The sequence below is a fragment of the Kitasatospora sp. Xyl93 genome (assembly GCF_055383135.1).
In genome coordinates, this window is the sequence record NZ_AP029185.1 from 1301294 (window position 1) to 1318166 (window position 16873).

The window sequence follows — 16873 nt, forward strand, 5'->3', positions numbered from 1 at the left end:
GGCGCCGGCGGTGGGCGCCGCACCGGCCGGCGATGCGGCGGCGGACGGCGCTGCGGCCGGCACGCCGGCCGTGGGCACGGCGGCGGGGCAGCCCAGGGCCCGGCACCGCCTGCTGACCGCCGTCCTGCTGCTGGCCGGCGTCGCGGGCCTGGTCGCGGTGGCCCGCAACGACGCCTGGAGCCTGGTGACCAGGATGGCGGACGGGCGCTTCCTGGCCCTGCTGGCGCTGTCCGTGCTGACGAACGTCGGCGGGCTGCTGCTCGGCCTGCTGTCCTGGCGGGCCGTCCTCGACGACCTGGGGCCGCCCGTCGGGCTGTTCGGCAGCGCCCGGATCTTCTTCTGCGGGCTGCTCGGCAAGTTCCTCCCGACCCCGGTCTTCGGGCTGCTGGCGCACATCCAGCTCGGCGCCGAGTACGGGGCCACGGCCGGCCGGATGGTCACCACCTACGTGGTCAGCCTGGGCATCACCATGCTGACCGCCTGCCTCGCCGCGCTCGGCATCGCCCCCGCCGTGCTCGGCGGGAACACCTGGTGGCTGACCCTGCCGGTGCTCGTCCTGCTCTGCTTCGTGGTCCGCCCGGGGCTGATCGGCGCGTCGGTGGAGCGCGGCGCCCGGCTGTTCCGCCGACCGCCGCCGACCGGACGCAACTCGCCCCGCGCGGTGCGGGTCTCGCTCGCCCTGGCGCTGCTGTCCTGGTTCTCGGCCGGGCTGCACCTGTGGCTGATCGTGGTCGCCCTGGACGGGCCGCCCGCCCGCTCGTTGTCGGCCTGCGTCGGCGGCTTCGCGCTCGCCACCGTCGCCGGGACGCTGACGATCGTCCTCCCGGACGGCCTGGGCGCCCGGGAGATGGTCCTGGTGCTGTCGCTGTCGACGGTCGTCCCGGTCCCGACGGCGGGCGCCGCCGCGATCGTCTCCCGGCTGGTCTGCACATTGGCCGAACTGGGCACCGCCGGGGTAATGATTCTGGTGACCCGGTCCCGGCGGGGCACACCCCCGGCCGCGACCGGCGACACCACCGACGACCCCCCTGGAGGGATGACTGATGCGGTACCGCAGCCTCGGAGTTGACGGAAAGTCGGCCAGCGCGCTCTGTCTCGGCGCGATGACCTTCGGCACCACCGTCGACGAGGAGACCGCGACGGCGATCCTCGACCGGTTCACCGAAGCCGGCGGGACGTTCATCGACACCTCGAACAACTACGCCTTCTGGGCGCCCGGCGCCGACGGCCACGAGAGCGAGGAGCTGCTCGGCCGTTGGACGGCCCGCCGCGGCAACCGCGACGACCTGGTGCTCGCCACCAAGGTCGGCGCTCGCCCGGTGCCCGGACTGCCCTTCCCCGAGCACATCGAGGGCCTGTCCGCCCGCGCGGTGCGCGAGGCCGCCGAGGGCAGCCTGCGCCGGCTCGGCACCGACCGGGTGGACCTCTACTACGCCCACGTCACCGACCCGGCCACGCCGGTCGAGGAGACCATGGGCGCCTTCGCCGGGCTGGTCGCCGACGGCAAGGTCACCGCCCTCGGCTGCAGCAACCACGGCGCCGCCGAACTGGCCGCCGCCAACGACCTCGCCGACGAGCGGGGTTGGCCCGGCTACCGGTGCGTCCAGCAGCGCCACAGCTACCTGCGGCCGCGGCCCGACGCGGACTTCGGCATCCAGAAGCACGCCGACGACGCGCTGCTCTGGTACCTCGCGCCGCGGCCGTCGATGACGCTGCTCGCCTACTCCCCGCTGCTCGGCGGCTCGTACTGCCGTCCCGACCGCCCGCTGCGCGAGCAGTACGAGCAGCCGTCGACGAAGGCCCGGCTGGCCGCGCTGGCGGAGGTGGCCGAGGAGACCGGCGCCACCGTCAACCAGGTCGTGCTGGCCTGGCTGATCGGCCACCCCGTGCCGACCGTCCCGGTCGTCGGCGCCAGCTCCGTCGCCCAACTGGAGGAGAGCCTGGGCGCGTTGGACCTCGTCCTCGACGAGGAGCAGCGCCGGCGGCTGGACACCGCGGCCTGAGCGACCCGGTCCGCGCTCCGCCCAGCCGCCGGGGCCTGTCGTGCGGGACAGGCCCCGGTAGCCCTGGGACGCGCGCGCACTTGGGGAACGCGCACTTCCGGGACGCACACCCCTGGGACGCGCACCGCGCCAAGTTCGCGGTTTTCCACGATGCCCGGGCGCGGCGGTCGCTGCCAGTCTGTGACCACCACCGCACCCCGCAGCCGGGGCGGGCCGATCCGCCACGGGTGACCGGCTGTCGCGTGGAACGTCCAGAAGGGAATATTTGTCATGAACAGGCGAATTCGCGCGGCCTCGCTCTGCGCCGCCCTCGCCGCCGCGGTCCTCGTCGGCGGCACCGCCCAGGCGTACGCCGCCGCCTCTTCGGCCGCCCCCGCCCGGCCGCACGCCGCCGTGGCGCCCGCCGACGCGCCGACCGCCCTCCAGGAGGGCACCTCGGCGCAGGCCATCGACATCTGGCGGTGGGCCGGCCGGTACGACACGTACGTCGCGGCGGAGGCCGCGTACTGGGTGCTGTACGGCCTCGGGAGCGCCGTCAAGCAGAAGATCGAGCAGGTCTGGGTCGACGGCGCGTACCGGTGGGAGCTCTACATCCAGTAGGTCCCCGGCCACGTCCAGCGAGTCCCCCGCCGCCGGCCCCGCGCCGCGACGCCCCCGGATCCGACCACGGCGAGCGTGCCGCATCCGCTCGCCCCGCCACGAAGAGAGTTGGTCACCCCATGCAGCGTACGACGTCCACCACCGCCCTAGGCCGCACGGCCGCCGGTGCCCTCACCGCCCTGCTGATGGCGGCCGGAGCGGTCTCCCTCGCCCCGTCCGCGCAGGCCGCCGCACCGGCCGCGCCCCAGGCCTCCGCGGCGCAGCGCCCGGCCGCCGAGAGCGAGGCGGCGAGCGTGCCGCGGATCACCGCGGACCGTTCCACGAAGGTCACCGTCTCCAACAACAGCGGGTCCGGCCTGACCAAGACCTGGGAGAAGCTCGACCACGGCTGCTGGACGAACGACATGCTGCCGCCCGACTACGTCCCCAACTCGAAGTCCGCCACCTGGCAGAGCGAGTCCTGCGGGTTCGCGACCGGGACGGAGGGGAGCATCACCTACACGCTCTCCGACGGCGGCGAGGTCAAGCTGCACTGGAACAACCCCTACTGGGGCTCCAACGACTACAGCTGCACCGTCCCGTACGGCTACACCTGTTCCCGCAGCGGCGGCAGCGGGGACAACACCTCGGTCTCGTTCTCCATCGGGCGCGCCTCGTTCGCCGCCGCGTCCCCGGCCGCTGCGGAGGCCCCCGCCCTCACCAGTGCCGCCCGCAGCACCTCCGTCAACTTCACCAACAACTCGGGCAAGCTGCTCACCCGTTCCGGCGCGAGCCTGCAGTGGGGGATCTGGTCCGACAACGGGATGCCGCCGTCCATGATCCAGTCCGGCGTCACCGCGAAGTGGGAGAGCGAGTCGGACGGCTTCATGACCGGCACCGAGGGCGACGTCACCTTCGACGTCCTCGGCGAGCAGGGCAAGGTGAAGGTGCACTGGAACAACCCCTACACGGGCAGCAACAGCTACAGCTGCGACGCCCCCTGGGGGTACAAGTGCACCTGGCAGGGCGGCGGTGGCGACAACGCCGCGGTCTCCTTCACCCTGTCGAAGTCCTGATCGCGCCGGCCTGACCTGAGCCGCTCCGCCCGGGTTCATCCGCACCCGGGCGGAGCGGCGTGCTCCTACTGCCCCAGCACCGCGACCAGTTGGGTCCGCCGGGCGATCCGCAGCTTGCGGTAGGCGTTGGTGAGGTGCGTCTCCACGGTGCGGCGGGTGAGGAAGAGCGCGTCGGAGATCTGGGCGTTGGTGTGCCCCGCCGCCGCCAGTTCGGCCACCCGCCGCTCGGCGGGGGTCAGTTCGTGCCCGGCGCTCCGGTTGCGCACCCCGCCCTCGCGCAGCGCCCGCGCCGTCAGGTCGAGCAGTCGGCCGGTGGCCGGCGCCCCGTTCTCCGCGGCGGGCCCGGCCAGCCGCAGCGCCACGGCGTGCGCCTCGCGCAGCGTGTCGCGGCCCTTGCGGGCGTTGCCCGCCCCGATCCGGGCCCGGCCCAGGTCGACCAGGACCTCCACGAGTTCCACCGGCGCGCAAGCCGGCCTGAGCAGCTCGGCGCCCTCCGTCAGCGCCCCCAGGGCCACTCGGCCGCCGACGGTCGCGGCGAAGGCCCGCAGCGCCCGGCCGACGGCTCGCGCGGTCCCCCAGGTCCGGGCGTGGCGCAGCTCCTCCTCGGCGAGTTCCCGGGCCTCCTCCCGCCGCCCGAGCCGCACCAGGGCGAGCGCCGCCCCGGAACGCCACGGCGTGGCGACCGGGCTGACGAAGTCACGGGCGCTCTGGCCGGCTCCGCAGCGCAGGTGGTCGTCGAGCGCCGCCTGCCAGTCGCCGTCCGCCGCGTGCAACAGGGCCCGGGCGTGGCTGAGTTCGTTCCACTCCCAGGAACTGTCGCTGCCGCAGGGGCCGGCGAGGTCCACGGCCTGCCACGCCCCGGCGCGCCGCCCGGTCTCGCACCGGGCGGTCGCCACCATGGCCGCCAGGTGCGGCAGCCGGACGCCCCGCCCGGCGGTCGCCTCCACCAGGGGCGCGTTCTCGGCGACGACCCGCTCGAACTCGCCCGCCCAGAGCGTCGCTTCGGCCCGGACGCTGAGCAGGCTCTGGAGGCCCGCGTCCGTCAGATCCGGCGGGACGGGCGGGGCGGGCAGGCAGAGGCCGGTCAGCTCGCGCGCCTCCGCCAGGCGGTCCGCCCACTGCAACAGGGTGGCCGCGCTGCCCAGCCAGGCGGTCCGCAGCCGCGGGTCCACCGGCGCCGCCAGCCGCGGCCGGACCCGGGCGAGCGCCTCGGCCGCCGAGCAGAGGCCGGCTCCGGCTTCGTACTCGGTGATCAGTCCGCACACCAGCGGCTCGATGGCCGGGGCTGCCGTGGGGGCGAGCGCGCGCAGGCCCGCGACGGCGCCGCGCCACGCGTCGCCGTCGTGCGAGGAGACCAACGCGCCGAGGGTCTGCAACACCTGGACGAGCTCGTCGTCGGTGGCGCCCCGGCCGGCCTGGTGGAGGATCCGCAGGGCGGTGTCCGGGTCCCGGCCGGCGACGAGGGCCGCGCTGAGGGCGGTCGCCGCGGTCGCCCGGTCCCGGAGATCGGTGTGCAGGTCCAGTCCGGTGTGGAGCCTGCGGATGCCGGCGGTCGCGTTGCTCGGGAGTTCCAGCGCGCCGAGGCGCATGGTGAGGGCGGCGCGCCGATCCGGGTCGAGCGGGCCGCTCAGGGCGTGGCGCAGGTACGCGGCGGACTCCGCGACGTGGCCGGCGCGCATCGCCTCCTCGGCGGCCTCGGCCAGCGAACGGGCCATCCACACCTCGCCGGGCCGGTCCACCCGCAGGAGCCGGGCGGCCACCGCCCTCGCGGGCGCACCGCTCTCGTCGAGCAGTTCCGCGATGCGGGCGCGCAGTGCGGCGATCTCCTCCGGCTCCGCGGCGGCGAGGACGGCCTGCCGCGCGAGGGGGTGGCTCAGCAGTCTGCTCAGGCGACGCACCGGCCGCTCGCCCGGGGAACGCCACGACGGGCGGCGGCCGGAGAGCCGGCGGAGCAGGCCGGGGCCGGCCGGCATCCCCTCCTCGGCCGCGGCGGCGAGCGCGAGGCAGGCGTGGCGTAAGCACGGATCGGCCCCCCTCAGCCAGTCGGCGATCGTGTCGCGGTAGCGGCTGCGGGACCGGGCGGACGGTCGGCGGGGGATCCGTCCGTCGCCGAGGTCGGCGGCGAGGGCCCGTACCAGGGCCGGGTTTCCGGCGCTCGCCTCGACGCAGGTCACGGTGGACCCCTGGTCCAGGCCGGCGGCCCGGGCGATCCGGGCGACCGCGGACGCGCTGAGGGGGCGGAGGGCGACGGACACGCCCGTGGGGCCCGGGAAGGGGGCCGGACCGCACGGGTCGGCGCGCTCGGTGGCCACCAGCAGGACGGGGATCCCGCCGATCCGGCGGGCGAGGTAGCCGATCCAGCGCCGGGACGGCTCGTCGGCGTGGTGGAGGTCGTCCACCGCGAGCAGCGTCGGCCGTTCGGCGGCCGAGCGGGTCAGCCGTGTCGTCAGCCGGTGGAACAGCCGCTGTTCGTCCGGCCCGGCCGGCGCCGAGAAGGGGACGGCCTCGTCGTCCGCGAAGAGCTGCCGGACGAGCCCGAACGGGAACGCCGTCTCCTCCGGCACACCGCGCGCGCGGCCCACCCGCATCGCGTCGCCGTCCGCCTGCTGCCGGACGATCGCCTCCAGGGCGGCGCTGCGCCCCATGCCCGCCACCGGCGCCGAGAGCAGGACCCAGCGTCCGCTGCCCGCCCGCGCGGCGGCCGCGGCCGCCGCGGCCGCCCCCAGCACCTCGTCGCGCTCCAGGAGCATCTGATCCCATCCCCTTCTTCCTGTTCACCACAGGAATGTCCGCCACCGGAATACCGTGACCGTCTCCCCTCGTCGGATCCTCACCCGGTTACGGCACGAACCGACTCGCCGCACGGAAAACGGCGCGATCACGCGCGTGGCGGAGCCTGATCTCGCCGCTGTTATCACGTTTCACCCACGAACTTTCCGCCCGCGCCGACCGAGCACCGGAATTCACCGGCCGGGTCAGAGCCAGCCCTCCTTCGCCGCGCGCACCCCCGCCTCGAAGCGGCTGCGCGCGCCCAGCCGGTTCATCAGCTGGGAGCTCATCCGGCGCACCGTGCGCAGCGACAGCCCGAGCCGCCGCGAGGCCGCCTCGTCGGTGCAGCCGATGCTCAGCAGGAGCAGCAACTCCCGTTCCTGGGGCGTCAGGTCGTGCTCGTTGCGGGGCGGGTCCTGGCCGAACGGCGTGCCCGCCGCCCAGAACTGCTCGAACAGCAGGGCCAGCGCGGTCACCACCCCCGGGGTGCGGACCTCCAGCGCGCCGGCGCGGCCGTCCTGCGGGTCGATCGGCACCAGCGCCGTCTCCCGGTCCACCACCACCAGGAGCATCGGCAGCAGGGGCACCGTGCGGGCCTCGCCGCCGAGCCGGGTGAACCAGCGGACGTACTCCAGCGTCGGCGGGTCGTTGCGGAAGCTCTCCTGGTAGACGCTCCTGATCCGCACCCCGCGTTCCAGCGCCTGCCGGTCCAGCGGTTCGCTGGCGTCCATGGTGTCCGGCAGCTGGGCGCCGCCGGGCAGCAGCGAGAGGCACTCGCGCTCGGCGGTGGAGGCCAGGTCCTCCAGGCGCTTGCGGACCACGTCCAGCCCCTCCAGCCGGTGGATGATCTCGTGCCGGGACGGCCGGTTGGCGTTGAACCGGGCGCTCAGCGCGGTCACGGCCTGCTCGGCGGACTCGATCTGCCGCTGTCGGCGGCTGAGGTCGGCGGTGGCGCGCGAGAGCAGGAACCCGAAGCCGATGTCCGGGTTGAACGGCACCGCGTCCAGGCAGCCGTCCTCCAGGTTCACCAGGTCGAGCTCGGCGAGCTGGTTCAACGCGGAGCGCACCCGCTCCTCGCTCCACCCCAGCCGCTCGGCCATGTCGCCGATCCGGAATCCCGGCTCGTCGACGAGCAGCCGGTACACCGCCTCGGCCGATGGTTCGATGCCCAGAACTTCAAGCACAGCGTTCCCCCGCCTGATCCCGCCCGATTCTTCAGGGAGGCTAAGCCAGCTCGCCGATCAGGTCTAGACCAAGTTTCCTCGGATGCCCGCCGTCCGGCCATCCCCGGGCCGGGCTCCGTTCAGTCGCGGTCCGTTCCCGCCGGGCCGGCCCGGCGCCCGCGCCGCCCGAACGGCGCCGGCTCCCCGCCGTGCCCGTCGCGGGCCGGGTCGGGGCGGCGACGAAATCCGTCCGCGGCGTCATCCGGTCGCTTTTCCCCGGCATTCGGACGGCACCCGCCGACACCGCTCGCCGGAATTCCCTCCGCGGCGTGCCCGTTGAACCGCAATCCCGCATCGGGCGCCGCCGCATCACGCCACGCCCCCCTCGTTCACGACCCTCCGCCCCCCGCGGAACGACGGAACGACCCTCAGGCCCCGGCGACCAGCATCCCGCCCATGGCCAGCATGGTCGCCGCGACCACTCCGTCCAGCACCCGCCAGGCCTTCGGCCGGGACAGCACGCCGCTCAGCAGCCGGGCGCCGAAGCCGAGGGCGGCGAACCAGCCCAGGCTGGCCAGCGCCGCGCCCGCGCCGAAGGCCCAGCGCAGGTCGCCGCGGTGGGAGGCGAGCGAGCCCAGCAGGACCACGGTGTCGAGGTAGACGTGCGGGTTCAGCCAGGTCATCGCCAGGCAGGTGAGGACCGCCCGCCGGACGGAGCCCGCCCCCGGCCCGCCCTCGGTGAGCGCGGCGGCCGGGTCCGGGCGCAGCACCCGCCGGGCCGCCAGGACGCCGTAGCAGAGCAGGAAGGCCCCGCCCGCCAGGCCCACCGCGGTCAGCGCCGTCGGCCAGGCCGTGACCACCGCGCCCACCCCGGTCACGCCGAGGGTGATCAGGACCGCGTCGGAGAGCGCGCAGATGGCGACCACGGCCAGGACGGCCTGCCGGCGGGCGCCCTGGCGCAGGACGAAGGCGTTCTGGGCCCCGATGGCCACGATGAGGGAGAGCCCGGTGCCGAAACCGGCGACCACGGCCGCGATGGTGCTGCTGTTCATGGCTCCGACCGTAGGGATCGCCCGGCCATGAGTACAGCTAAGAATTTTTACGTATCCTTAGCCCCACTTATGGACGAACTCCCCCTGGACCAGGTCCGGACCCTGCTCGCGGTGGTCGACGAAGGCACCTTCGACGCCGCGGCCACCGCCCTGCACGTGACCCCCTCCGCCGTCAGCCAGCGCGTCAAGGCCCTGGAACAGCGCACCGGGCGGGTGCTGCTGATGCGCACCAAGCCGGTACGGCTGACCGATTCCGGCGAGGTGGTGGTCCGGTTCGCCCGCCAGCTGGCCCGCCTGGAGCGGGACGCCCGCGCCGAACTGGGCCTGGCGGCCGAGCAGGGCCCGGCCCGGGTGCCGATCGCGGTCAACGCCGACTCCCTCGCCACGTGGTTCCTGCCCGCGCTCACCCGGGTGCCGCAGGACCCGCCGATCTGCTTCGAGCTGCACCGGGAGGACGAGGCCCACACCACCGCCCTGCTGCGCGAGGGCCAGGTGATGGCGGCCGTCACCTCCTCGCCCGACCCGGTGGCCGGCTGCACCGTGCGGCGGCTCGGCCTGGCCCGCTACCTGGCCGTGGCCACCCCGGAGTTCGCCGCCCGCTGGCTCACCGGCGACGTGGCCGAGGACCTGTGCGAGGCACCCACCGTGGTCTTCGACCGGCGCGACGAGCTCCAGGACGCGTTCGTCCGCTCCCTCACCCGGGGGCGGTCCGGCGCCGGCCGGATCCGCCACATGGTGCCCGCCTCGGACGGGTTCCGGGACGCGGTGGCCGCCGGTCTCGGCTGGGGCCTGGTACCCGAACCGCAGGCCGAACCGCTGCTGCGCTCCGGCCGACTGGTGGAGCTGGCACCCGGTCGGCCCATGGACGTCCCGCTGTACTGGCAGCAGTGGAAGCTGGACTCGCCCGCCCTGTCCACCGTCGCGGAGGTGGTCGCGACGGCCGCCGCGGAGGCCCTGCGGGCCGGTTGACGGCGCGGGAGGGCCTGGGCGGCGGAGCGGGCGCACGGAGTGCGGCGCCCAGCCTGTGAGCTGGACTCACAGGATCACCGCCTGTCTGGCTGGGCGTCCCGCCGGTCCGCAGGATGGCCGCATCGGACCTCTGTCAGCCGTCGCGCGGCCGCTTCCGCCTGCCGTCCGAGGGCCCGGCCGCGCCCCCGTACGAGAAGGCGGTACTTCGCCGTGAGCAGCATCTCCGACCCGCCCCGGCCCTCCGACGAGGCCGAGGACGTCCCCCAACTGCCCGCGTCGGCGCGGGCCTTCGACCGGTGGCGCTACGCCGGGGTGTTCCTCCTGCTGTTCCTGTTCGGCACCGAGACCTTCCTGGTCTCGCCCCTGCTGCCGACCATCGCGGACTCGGTCCGCACCAGCGAGGCCGCCGCCGCCTCCAGCGTCACCGCCTACGTGCTGGTGTACGCCGTCGCGGCGCCCTTCCTCGGGCTGCTGAGCGACCGTCTGGGCCGCCGCCGGACGCTGGTCGCGGGCACCCTGCTGTTCGTCCTGTCGAACGCGGCGGCGGCCCTGTCCACCGGGCTGACCCTGCTGGTGGTCTCCCGCGCGGTGGCCGGGCTGGCGGCGGCCGCGGCCGGGCCGGCCATCTGGGCGCACATCGCCGAGAGCGCGCCGGAGGCGGTGCGCGGGCGCGCACTGGGCCTCGGCATGGCCCTGTTCTCCTGCGGCCAGGTGATCGGTGTGCCGCTCGGCGGCTTCCTGGCCGGGCTGGCCGGCTGGCGCTCGGCGTTCTGGGCGCTGGCCGTCGGCACCGCCGCGGCCGTGCCGCTGCTGCTGCGCCAGGTCCGGGGCCGTACGGAGGAGCAGGCGCAACAGGCGGCCGCGCCGCGGGTGGGCGCCGTCCGGGCGATCCTGGCGGGCTGGGCCGATCCCACGCTGCGCCGCGCCCTGCTGGTCAACACCGTCTTCAACACCGCCAACCTGGGCGCCTACACCTTCCTCGGCGCGCTGCTGGTGCAGCGCTTCGACCTGTCGGTGCAGGCGCTCGGCCTGGTGGGCGTGCTGGTCGGCGCGGGCAGCGTGGCCGGCTCGCTGCTCGGCGGGCGGCTCGGCGACCGGGCCAGGACCGCCGGCCGCTCCGACCTGCCGCTGCTGCCGCTGTGGGGCGTCCTGCTGGCGGTGGGCGTCGCGGTGGCGGCCGAGGGGCCGGGCCTGGTGCTCGCCCTGGCCGGGGTGACGGTGTGGTTCGTGGCCTCGGGCGGCTTCGTGACGGACCAGCAGACGCTCGCGGGCACCATCGCCCCGGAGCTGCGCGCGACCTCCAGCGCGTGGCTGACCTCGACCATGTACGCGGGCACCGGGGTCGGCGCCTGGGCGGTGGGCACCTTCGACGACGTCGCGGACGGCATTCTGGTGATCGGCGCGGGGCTCGCGCTGCCGGCCGCGCTCGGCGCCCTGGCGGTCAGCCTGGGGCTGCGCCGGGCCGCCGGACGGAAGGCCTGAGATCCGGGCTCAGCCGACCCGGCGCTCCCCCTCCGCGTCGCCGACCGCGCGCAACGGGTGCTCGACGAGTTCGGCCATCCGCGCCCGGTCGGCGGCGCCGCTCGGGGTGAACAGCAGCACCGTCGCCGAGGGGTCGTCCACCGGGTGGAAGGAGGACAGGGCCATCCGGACGGGGCCGAGCCCGGCCGGCTCGACCGTGACGGTGCGGACGGTCAGCTCCGCCACCGAGTGGCACCCCCACCAGTGGCGGAGCTCCGGCGCGTCCTCGTCCAGGTGCCGGTAGACCTCACCGGTGCGGGCCTCGGCCAGAGCGGCGCCCGCCTGGGCCCGGAAGTGCTGGAAGACGTTCATCGCGAGCGGTTCCCAGTCCCGCAGCACCGCGCGGACCCGGCGGTCGGCGGCCATCACCCACATCAGGTTGCGCCGGTCGGCGGGCACGAACTCGGGCGAGCCCCACAGCGCCGCCCACGCCGCGTTCCAGCCGCGCAGGTCGAAGTGGCGGTCCAGCAGGACGGCCGGGCTGGTGGGCCAGGAGTCCAGGACGTGCTGGATGGCCCCGGTGATGCGGTCGGTGCCCTCCGGGCCGGCGTCCGGCGCCGGCTCGTGGAAGCCGGCCAGGCGCAGGGCGTGCCGCAGGCCGGCGTCGTCCAGCTTCAGCACCCGGGCGATCGCCTCCAGCACCTGCCGGGAGGCGGCGACCCTGCCCTGCTCGATCCAGGTGTACCAGGCGAGGCCGACGCCGGAGAGGGAGGCGACCTCCTCGCGGCGCAGCCCGGGGGTGCGGCGGCGGGTGGTGGCGGTGAGGCCGACGTCGGCAGGCTTGAGGAGTTCGCGGTGGGCGCGCAGGAAGGCGCCGAGTTCCCGTCCGGTGGGGGGAGTTGACACGGTGGGGCTCCTCGGCCAGGTCCGGTGGTGCGGGTTCGTGACGAACCCCAGCGTAAGGCGCGGCCCGCCGCCCGTCCCAGGGATGAGCGGCGGGCTACACACGCTGTTAACGAGGGGTGAGCGTCCAGAGCAGGACGGGCATGCTGCTGACGTGTCCCCGCTCGCGCTGCCGGCGCCAGGCGCTCTCGCCCACGGCGCGGAAGAACGCGGCCCGCCGCTCCTCCGGCACCAGGCGGCTGTAGTAGTCGCCGAAGGTGGCGGCGTGGAAGTGCTCGTACTGCTCGGCGCTGTCGATGGTGACGACGGCGTCGCGCTCCAGCCGCCCGGCCACCCGGAGGTGCGGGCCGATCACCGCCGCGAGGTCCTCGGCGGTCCTGGTGCGGGTCGCGATCGGCAGCACCCCGTGGCGCGCGAACACCGCGGGCACCTCCTGGTGGGGGGTGCCGAGGGCGACCAGGGCGTCGCGGACCAGCTCGTCCTCGCCGCCGAGGCCGTGCTCGTCCCGGGCGGGGTGGTAGGTGGTGAGCAGGAAGCTGCCGTCGGGGGTGAGGTGGGCGGCGGCCCAGGCGAAGACGCGCTCCTCGTCCGGGTGGAGCCAGTGCAGCACCGAGGTCTGGGTGATCACCTCAGCCCGGAACGGCAGCGGCTCGGGCGCGGTGAGGTCGGCCCGGTGCAGGGCGACGCGGTCGCCGTACGGGCGCAGCCGGTCGGCGGCCTCGGCGAGGCGGTGTTCGGAGCGTTCCAGGCCGACGGCGCGCCGCAGGGTGGGGAACCGTTCCAGCGCGGCCTGCAGCAGCTGGCCGATCCCGCTGCCCAGGTCGATCAGGGACTCGGGGGTGCCGGTGATCCGGTCGAGCACCCAGTCGCGGTCCTGGACCTGGCGCAGTCGGCTGGCGTCGGCGTACCCGGCGAGGGTGCGGGCCTGGATCTCGACGGCGGACGGGCTCACTTCTGGTCCTCCTCGGTGCCTGCGGGCCGGTCGACCAGCTGGAGCAGGCGCTCACGGGCGCCGCTCTGGTCGTACCGCTTGAAGATGTTGATCCGGTTGCGGGTCAGGTCGCCCCGGTGGACGTACTCGTAGAGGTCCTGGCGCTGGCCGAAGCCGTCGCCGGTGAGCTCCCAGGCGATCCGGAACAGCCGGGACTTGCGCTCGGCGTCGATGCCGCGCCCGCGCATGTAGCGGTCCAGGTGCGGGCGCAGCCGGGGGTGGGCGAGGTCGGCGGCGGTGGGCTGGATGAGCAGCCCGGAGGCGCCGATCCGGCGGACGATCTCGACGGCGCTGCCGGCCACCTCGGCGGACCAGACCCGGGAGGCGGCGGTGTCGCCGGGGGCGAACAGGCCGCCGTCGGTGGGGCCGCCGCGGGCCTCGGCGGCGTCCAGGAAGTACTCGGTCAGCTCGGCGTAGCCGGCGAGGCGGCCGAGGTCCTCCTGGATGTTGCGGAAGCCGTCCACCCCGATCGACTCGGCGACGAGGGTGGCGGTGGCGAGCAGGGTGCGCAGCCGCTCGCGGTAGCGGATGTGGCCGACGTAGGCGCTCCAGGCGTTGATCCGGCCGAGGCCGAGCCGGGCGAGGCCGGCGTCGCGCAGCAGGAAGACGCGGTCCCAGGGCACCAGGACGTCGTCGAAGAAGAGCATCGCGTCCTGCTCGTCGTACCGCGCGCCGAGCGGATGGGCGTGGCCCCAGGGGGCGCCGCCGAGCGGCTCGCGGGCGAGCGTGACCAGCCCGGGCGTGTTCAGCGGCAGGGCGAACCAGCTCACGAACTGCTCGCCGCGGCCCTCGGTGAAGGAGGCCGAGAGGTAGACCAGCACCTCGTGGGCGAGCGGGGCGAGGGTGGTGAGCTGCTTGGCGCCGCGCACCACGATGCCCCGGTCGTTCTCCTCGATGACGCGCAGGGCGAGGTCCGGGTCGTCGACCGGGTCGGCGGAGCGGTCGATCTGCGGGTCGCCGAGGGCGTGCGAGAGGACGAGGTCGTTGGTGGCGCAGTGGCGGTACCAGGCTTCGGCGTTGGCGCCGAAGCGCGGGTCGGCGGCGGCCAGCCGGTGCCGGAAGTCGTAGACGCCGACGGCGATGGAGGCCATGAAGGCGGGCGAGCGGCCCTGCTGTCCGAGCGCCTCGGCGTGCCAGAACTCGGCGCTGCGGCGCTGGAGCCGGAGCTCGTCGAGGGTGCGCGGGGGCTGGTAGGCGCGGGCGAGGCGCAGGCCGCTGTCCGGGTCCTGCCAGGTGAGCAGGTCGCGGTGGTCGGGGTGGTGCTGGAGGTCGAGCAGGCGGGCCAGCTCGTCCACGGCCGGGCGGAACGCGGGGTGTCCGGCGGGGTCGGTGATCCGCCGGCCGTCGAGGTAGAGCTCGCGCCCGTCGTCGAGTTCGGCCCGGTAGCGGTCGCCGGTGAGCAGGCCTCGGGCGGTGGCGGGCGCGCCGCGACCGGGGGCGGTGTCCAACAGTGTCATGCGCCAACTCCGGTGGGATTCAGGGGTGTCGGGGCCAGTACGCGGTACCGGGCGTCGTGGTAGAGCAGGGGTGCGCCGGCGCCGTGGTCCGCGGCGGCGACCAGGCCGACCAGGATGGTGTGGTCGCCGCCGGGCAGGGCGGCGTGCAGCCGGCAGTCGAACCAGGCGAGGGCGGACTCGACGAGCGGGGCGCCGGTGGCGGCGGTCCTCGTCGGCACGGCGGCGAAGGCGCCCGCGGCGGTGAAGTCACCGAGCGCGCGGCCGGCTCCGGGGGTGGCGAACCGCCGGGCGACCGGTTCCTGACGGTCCGTCAGGACGGACAGGGCGAATCGTCCGGCGGTCCGGGCGGCCGCGACCAGCGGGCTGTGCCGGCCGACCGCGACGGTGACCAGCGGCGGGTCGAGGGAGAGGGTGCTGAAGGAGGAGACCGTCTTGGCGAAGACCTCCTCGCCCGCGCGGGTGGTGACCACCGCGACCCCGCTGGTCCAGCCCCGGGAGGCGGCCCGGAAGTCCTCCTCGGTGACGTGCTCGGCGGCCGGCCGGGCGGCGGGCTGAGCGGTGGGCTCGGCGGAGGTCTCGGCGGCGGGCTGGGCGGCCCGGGTGAGGGCGCCGCTCACCGCAGCCCCACCCGGTAGGCGCGCAGCCACTCGTCGACCTGCACCAGGTGGTCGAGGCCGCCGACCGGGTTCGGCGCGGTGCGCGGGCTGGGCAGCGGACGGCCCTCGGCGAGCAGTCGGCGGACCGCTCCACGGTCCACCAGCTCGAAGACCGGCGCGTTCGGGTCGGCCAGCAGGTCCCGTGCCCGGCTCGTGAGCACCTCGGCGTAGCGGACGGCCGGGGTGGACGGGTAGCCGCTCTTGGGCCGGTCGGCGACCTGCGGCGGAAGGAGGTCCCGGACGGCGTCGCGCAGCAGCCCCTTGGCCCGCCCGTCCGGCGCCTTGAGCGCCCACGGGACGTTCCACAGGTACTCCACCAGGCGGTGGTCGCAGAACGGCACCCGTACCTCCAGCCCGACCGACATCGACACCCGGTCCACCCGGTCCAGCAGCGGGGGCAGCCAGCGGGTGAGCGCGAGGTGGAAGACCTCGCGGGTGCGCGCGTCGGCGGCCGACTCGCCGGGCAGGCGCGGCACTTCACCGAGCGAGCGCCGGTACGCGGCGGCGGTGTACTCCTCGGGGCGCACCTCGGCCCGGACGTCCGGGCGCAGCAGGTCCGCCGGGGTCGCCCTGCCGTGCAGCCACGGGAAGGTCGGGGCGGCGAGCGCGTCGGCGTCGTGGAAGTACGGGTAGCCGCCGAAGATCTCGTCCGCGGCCTCGCCGGAGAGGGCGACGGTGGAGCGCCGCCGGACCTCGCGGAAGAGCAGGTGCAGGGAGGCGTCCATCTCGCCCCAGCCGGGGCGGTCGCGGGCGCGCAGGACGGCGTCGCGGGCGTCCAGCAGGTCGTCGTCGGGCACCAGGACGGTGGTGTGCAGGGTGCCGATGTGCTCGGCTGCGGCCGCCACGTAGGGGGCGTCCAGGGTGGTCCGCCAGGCGTCGGGGGTGCGGTCGGCGCTGCCGGGGAAGTCGACGGAGAAGCTGGTGATCTTCCCCTGGCCGGCGCGTTCGCGGGCGGCGGCGGCCAGGGCGGTGACGGCGCTGGAGTCGACGCCGCCGGAGAGCAGGGTGCACAGCGGCACGTCGCTGACCAGCTGGCGCTCGACGGCGTCGGCGAGCAGCTCGCGGACGGTCGCCCGGGTGGTCGCGGCGTCGTCCCGGTGCTCGGCGGACTCCAGCCGCCAGTACCGGACTTCGCGGGTGGCGGCGCGGGTGGCGACCACCAGGTGGCCGGGCCGGACCTCGTGCAGGCCGCGGAAGATCCCGTGGCCGGCGCTCGGCGCGGCGGGCAGCGCGAACAGTTCGGCGACGCCCTCGGCGTCCAGCTCGGCGCGGAACAGCGGGTTGGCGAGGACGGCCTTCGGCTCGGAGCCGAACAGCAGGCCGCCGCGGTGGGCGTGCCAGTAGAGCGGCTTGACACCGAGGTGGTCGCGGACCAGCAGCAGTTCCTCGCGCCGGGCGTCCCACAGGGCGTAGGCGAAGATGCCGTTGAACCTGGTCGGCGCCTCCTTCCCCCACTGGAGGTGGGCGCGCAGGACCACCTCGGTGTCCGAGCGGGTCCGGAAGGCGTGCCCGAGGGCCTCCAGTTCGGTGCGCAGCTCGCGGTGGTTGTACAGCTCGCCGTTGTAGGAGAGGACGGCCGCGGCGTCCGGCCCGGGGCGGTCGGCGAGCGGCTGGGCGCCGCCGTCCGGGTCGATCACGGAGAGCCGGCGGTGGCCGAGGGCGGCGTGCCGGGAGAGCCAGACGCCGTCGGCATCCGGGCCCCGGCAGGCCAGGGTGGCGGTCATCTCCCGGACGGTCCGGGCCTGGTGGAGCAGGTCGGTGTCCCAGTCGATCCAACCGGTGATTCCGCACATG

14 protein-coding genes are annotated in these 16873 nt (G+C 75.4%); 6 read left to right on the forward strand and 8 right to left on the reverse strand.

The window, feature by feature from the left end; genetic code table 11:
* The first annotated feature begins 10 nt into the window (after positions 1 to 10).
* The 4 genes from ACZ5GH_RS05585 (at position 11) to ACZ5GH_RS05600 (ending at position 3658) form a co-directional block, all read left to right on the forward strand.
* Positions 11 to 1069, forward strand: a complete 1059-nt coding sequence (locus ACZ5GH_RS05585) for a lysylphosphatidylglycerol synthase domain-containing protein (protein WP_464333613.1) — start codon at positions 11 to 13, stop codon at positions 1067 to 1069.
* On the forward strand, positions 1044 to 2003 hold the full coding sequence (locus ACZ5GH_RS05590) for an aldo/keto reductase (protein WP_464333614.1): 960 nt from the start codon (positions 1044 to 1046) through the stop codon (positions 2001 to 2003). The genes ACZ5GH_RS05585 and ACZ5GH_RS05590 overlap by 26 nt, the downstream gene beginning before the upstream one ends.
* Positions 2004 to 2273: 270 nt before the next feature.
* A complete protein-coding gene (locus tag ACZ5GH_RS05595) occupies positions 2274 to 2603 on the forward strand; it encodes a hypothetical protein (protein WP_387751488.1) in 330 nt (109 codons plus the stop codon).
* A gap of 119 nt (positions 2604 to 2722) precedes the next feature.
* On the forward strand, positions 2723 to 3658 hold the full coding sequence (locus ACZ5GH_RS05600; protein ID WP_387751485.1) for an aegerolysin family protein: 936 nt from the start codon (positions 2723 to 2725) through the stop codon (positions 3656 to 3658).
* A gap of 65 nt (positions 3659 to 3723) precedes the next feature.
* On the opposite strand, the gene ACZ5GH_RS05605 is transcribed toward ACZ5GH_RS05600, so the two are convergent.
* The 3 genes from ACZ5GH_RS05605 to ACZ5GH_RS05615 all read right to left on the reverse strand — a co-directional run bounded on the left by ACZ5GH_RS05605 (position 3724) and on the right by ACZ5GH_RS05615 (position 8642).
* Complete coding sequence (locus ACZ5GH_RS05605; RefSeq protein WP_464333615.1) at positions 3724 to 6408, reverse strand: helix-turn-helix transcriptional regulator; 2685 nt, start codon at positions 6406 to 6408, stop codon at positions 3724 to 3726.
* A gap of 225 nt (positions 6409 to 6633) precedes the next feature.
* Positions 6634 to 7611 (reverse strand): LuxR C-terminal-related transcriptional regulator, encoded by a 978-nt coding sequence (locus ACZ5GH_RS05610; RefSeq protein WP_387751479.1) that lies wholly within the window; start codon positions 7609 to 7611, stop codon positions 6634 to 6636.
* A gap of 407 nt (positions 7612 to 8018) precedes the next feature.
* A complete protein-coding gene (locus ACZ5GH_RS05615; protein ID WP_387751477.1) occupies positions 8019 to 8642 on the reverse strand; it encodes a LysE/ArgO family amino acid transporter in 624 nt (207 codons plus the stop codon).
* 69 nt (positions 8643 to 8711) lie between these two features.
* On the opposite strand from ACZ5GH_RS05615, the gene ACZ5GH_RS05620 reads away from it, so the two are divergent.
* Both ACZ5GH_RS05620 and ACZ5GH_RS05625 read left to right on the forward strand, forming a co-directional pair.
* Positions 8712 to 9611, forward strand: coding sequence for a LysR family transcriptional regulator ArgP (locus ACZ5GH_RS05620; RefSeq protein WP_464333616.1), 900 nt, complete (start codon positions 8712 to 8714; stop codon positions 9609 to 9611).
* Between the two features lie 210 nt (positions 9612 to 9821).
* Entirely contained in the window at positions 9822 to 11093 is a 1272-nt protein-coding gene (locus tag ACZ5GH_RS05625) for an MFS transporter (protein WP_387751471.1), read from the forward strand.
* A 9-nt stretch (positions 11094 to 11102) separates the two neighbouring features.
* Here the strand turns inward: ACZ5GH_RS05625 and ACZ5GH_RS05630 are convergent, their stop codons facing one another.
* The 5 genes from ACZ5GH_RS05630 to asnB all read right to left on the reverse strand — a co-directional run bounded on the left by ACZ5GH_RS05630 (position 11103) and on the right by asnB (position 16872).
* The gene (locus tag ACZ5GH_RS05630) at positions 11103 to 11978 is read right to left on the reverse strand and encodes a helix-turn-helix transcriptional regulator (RefSeq protein WP_387751468.1); all 876 of its coding nucleotides are present in this window, start codon (positions 11976 to 11978) and stop codon (positions 11103 to 11105) included.
* A 106-nt stretch (positions 11979 to 12084) separates the two neighbouring features.
* A complete protein-coding gene (locus tag ACZ5GH_RS05635; protein WP_387751465.1) occupies positions 12085 to 12927 on the reverse strand; it encodes a class I SAM-dependent methyltransferase in 843 nt (280 codons plus the stop codon).
* Positions 12924 to 14423: a 4-hydroxyphenylacetate 3-hydroxylase family protein gene (locus tag ACZ5GH_RS05640; RefSeq protein WP_387751462.1), complete on the reverse strand. Its 1500-nt coding sequence runs from the start codon at positions 14421 to 14423 to the stop codon at positions 12924 to 12926. Before ACZ5GH_RS05640 ends, ACZ5GH_RS05635 begins: the two co-directional genes overlap by 4 nt.
* A complete protein-coding gene (locus ACZ5GH_RS05645; protein ID WP_464333617.1) occupies positions 14420 to 15040 on the reverse strand; it encodes a flavin reductase family protein in 621 nt (206 codons plus the stop codon). The genes ACZ5GH_RS05640 and ACZ5GH_RS05645 overlap by 4 nt, the downstream gene beginning before the upstream one ends.
* Positions 15037 to 16872, reverse strand: a complete 1836-nt coding sequence (asnB, locus tag ACZ5GH_RS05650; RefSeq protein ID WP_387751456.1) for an asparagine synthase (glutamine-hydrolyzing) — start codon at positions 16870 to 16872, stop codon at positions 15037 to 15039. Before asnB ends, ACZ5GH_RS05645 begins: the two co-directional genes overlap by 4 nt.
* Between the last annotated feature and the right edge of the window lies 1 nt (position 16873).

What these genes read in the sequence shown, in the direction of transcription:
- ACZ5GH_RS05590 (WP_464333614.1), top strand. Translation starts at nt 1,044, where the DNA reads ATGCGGTACCGCAGCCTCGGAGTTGACGGAAAGTCGGCCAGCGCGCTC.
- ACZ5GH_RS05595 (WP_387751488.1), top strand. Translation starts at nt 2,274, where the DNA reads ATGAACAGGCGAATTCGCGCGGCCTCGCTCTGCGCCGCCCTCGCCGCC.
- ACZ5GH_RS05600 (WP_387751485.1), top strand. Translation starts at nt 2,723, where the DNA reads ATGCAGCGTACGACGTCCACCACCGCCCTAGGCCGCACGGCCGCCGGT.
- ACZ5GH_RS05605 (WP_464333615.1), bottom strand. Translation starts at nt 6,408, where the DNA reads ATGCTCCTGGAGCGCGACGAGGTGCTGGGGGCGGCCGCGGCGGCCGCG.
- ACZ5GH_RS05615 (WP_387751477.1), bottom strand. Translation starts at nt 8,642, where the DNA reads ATGAACAGCAGCACCATCGCGGCCGTGGTCGCCGGTTTCGGCACCGGG.
- ACZ5GH_RS05620 (WP_464333616.1), top strand. Translation starts at nt 8,712, where the DNA reads ATGGACGAACTCCCCCTGGACCAGGTCCGGACCCTGCTCGCGGTGGTC.
- ACZ5GH_RS05640 (WP_387751462.1), bottom strand. Translation starts at nt 14,423, where the DNA reads ATGACACTGTTGGACACCGCCCCCGGTCGCGGCGCGCCCGCCACCGCC.
- asnB (WP_387751456.1), bottom strand. Translation starts at nt 16,872, where the DNA reads ATGTGCGGAATCACCGGTTGGATCGACTGGGACACCGACCTGCTCCAC.